Source organism: Acidovorax sp. KPB24-03 (assembly GCF_057546605.1).
Genome location: NZ_BAAJYR010000443.1, coordinates 1 through 2773, shown reverse-complemented (window position 1 = coordinate 2773; position 2773 = coordinate 1). Strand labels below are relative to the sequence as shown.

General features: G+C 71.1%; 2 protein-coding genes. Both read left to right on the top strand.

The annotated features are described in order from the left end of the window. Positions 1-154 precede the first annotated feature (154 nt). Complete coding sequence (locus AC27KI_RS22295) at positions 155-805, top strand: response regulator (protein WP_487115888.1); 651 nt, start codon at positions 155-157, stop codon at positions 803-805. A 94-nt stretch (positions 806-899) separates the two neighbouring features. After that, the coding region (locus AC27KI_RS22290; protein ID WP_487115886.1) for an EAL domain-containing protein at positions 900-2773 on the top strand (1874 nt) is incomplete at its 3' end.

The following is a 2773-nucleotide window of genomic DNA, read 5'->3' as shown; positions in this document are numbered from 1 at the left end:
CGGCCTGCGCAACATGCGCGAGCGCATCGAGGGCCTGGGCGGCACGTTTCGGCGTGGCCTCCGGCCGCCGCGGCACGCGCGTGCTGGCCGTGCTGCCGCTGCAGGGCGACAACGACGCGCCCTACCCCGGGTTTGAACCGTCGCAGGTGCCCGCATGAGCGGCGGCGCCCCCATCCGCGTGCTGCTGGTGGACGACCACCCGCTGGTGCGCGACGGCGTGCGCATGCGGCTGGAGGCCACGGGCCACATCCGCGTCGCGGGCGAGGCGGGCGGCGTGCAGGAGGCGGTGGACCTGGCCGCCGCCCTGCTGCCCGACATCGTGGTCACCGACATCCGCATGCCGGATGCGAGCGGCATCCACCTGGCCACGGTGTTCCGCGACCGCTTTCCGCAGGTGCGCGTGCTGGTGCTGTCCATGCACCACGATGGCGAATATGTGCGCCGTGCGGCCGCACTGGGTGTGCGGGGCTACGTGCTCAAGGACGCGCCGGCGCGCCAGCTGGTGGAGGCGATCGAGGCGGTGCATGCCGGCGGGCGCTACTTCAGCGAAGGCGTGCAGGCCCTGATGTACGAGCCGCCTCCCGTGCCAGCGCCGTCGGGCCGCGCGCTCACCCCGCGCGAGGCCGCGGTGCTCGAGCTGCTGGCCGAGGGCCGATCCAACAAGGACATCGCCCAGCGCATGGGCACCTCGGTGCGCACGGTCGAGACCCACCGCCTGCACCTGCGCCGCAAGCTGCGCATCGAGGGCCAGGCGGCGCTCGTCAAATACGCGGTGGACTACGCCGACCTGCGCAGCGACCCGTGAGCGGTGTGGGCGATCCCTGGCGGCATGGCACCTGTCATTTCGCTGTCATGGCAAACGGCTATGGTCCGCGGTGAAATTGTGTAAGGTTGTAACCATGATCGATGCATCTCCCCGGGGCCGGCGCGATGCCTTGCTGGCGGCGTTGTCGCCCGGGGTGCGCAACGGCCATGGGCCGCTGGCGCAGCTCATGCGCGGCGACGGCCTGCACTGTGTCTTCCAGCCCCTGGCCGATCTGCGCGAGGGCGGCATCTACGCGCACGAGGCGCTGATCCGCGGCCCGGAGGGCACGCCCCTGCACACGCCCGATGCGCTGCTGCGCTGCGCGGGCGACGAAGCCCTGCTGCAGGACTTCGAGCTGCTGTGCGTGTTCATCGCGCTGCAGCAGTGGGGCGTGCTGGGCGCGGCCGGCCGCCTGTTCGTGAACATCAGCGCCGATGCGCTGGTGCGCGGCGTGGCGCTGTGCGGTGGCGCCTCGCTGGCCGAGGCCGCGCAGGCGATGGGCGTATCGGCCCGCATGGTGGTGCTGGAGATCACCGAGCACGAGCGCGTGACCGACATGGAGCCGCTGCGCCACGCGCTGAAGGAAGTGCACGCCAGCGGCGCCCGGCTGGCGCTGGACGACTTCGGCGATGGCCGGTCGAGCCTGCGGCTGTGGTCCGAGGCCAAGCCCGACTTCGTCAAGATCGACAAATACTTCGTGCGCGACCTGGGCGCGCACCCCGAGAACCTGCAGATGCTGCAGGCCATCAAGGGCATCGCCGACGTGTTCGGCACCACGCTCATCGCCGAGGGCATCGAGACGCAGGAAGACCTGCGCGCCCTGCGCGACCTCGACATTCCCTACGGCCAGGGCTACCTGCTGGGCCGCCCGGCCCCGCTGCCGCGCGACACCATCCTGCTGCCCGCGCTCGATGCGCTGCGCGACCGCCGCGTGGCCGTGCTGCCGCACCTGGGCCAGAACGTGCGGCCGGGCATCCTGCGCAACCTGCTCGTGGTGCAGGCGCCCACGGCCACGCCGGAAACCCGCAACGACACGGTGGCCGGGCTGTTCAAGGCCCATGCCGACCTGCACGCCATGGCGGTGGTGGACGGCACGCGGCCCGTGGCGCTCATCAACCGCCAGCAGTTCATGAACCACTACGCCACGCTGTACTTCCGCGAGGTGCACGGGCGCAAGCCCTGCATGGCGTTCGCCAACCACGCACCGCGCGTGGTGGAGCTCGACTGCGACGTGGACCAGCTCGTGGGCATCCTCACCTCGCAGGACCAGCGCTACCTGAACGACGGCTTCATCGTCACCGACAACGGCCGCTACGTGGGCCTGGGCACGGGCGACCAGCTGGTGCGCAGCGTGACCGAGGCGCGCATCGAGGCGGCGCGCCACGCCAACCCGCTCACCTTCCTGCCGGGCAACATCCCCATCAGCCTGCACATGCAGCGGCTGCTGGACAGCGGCACCGAGTTCGTCGCCTGCTACGCCGACCTGAACCACTTCAAGCCGTTCAACGACTACTACGGCTACTGGCGCGGCGACCAGATGATCCGCCTCGTGGCGCGCCTGGCCGTGGCCCACTGCGATGCGCAGCGCGACTTCGTGGGGCATGTGGGCGGCGACGACTTCATGCTGCTGTTCCAGAGCACGGACTGGCTGCACCGCTGCCAGCGGATCGTGGACGAGTTCGCGCAGGAAGCCCTGGCCCTGTTCGACGATGCCTCGCGCAAGGCCGGCGGCATCTGGGCCGAGGACCGGCACGGCGTGAAGCGCTTTTTCACCTGCACCACGCTGTCGATCGGCGCGGTGCGCATCACACCCGGCACCATCGCGCATGCGGAAGAAGTGGCCAACCTTGCGGCCCTGGCCAAGCACGATGCCAAGCTGGCCGCGAGCGGCCTGGCCTGGCGCGACGCGGCGGACGACCCGGAGGCGGACGGCCACGATCGCGGCCCGGCCCGCATTGGCGGTCTGGG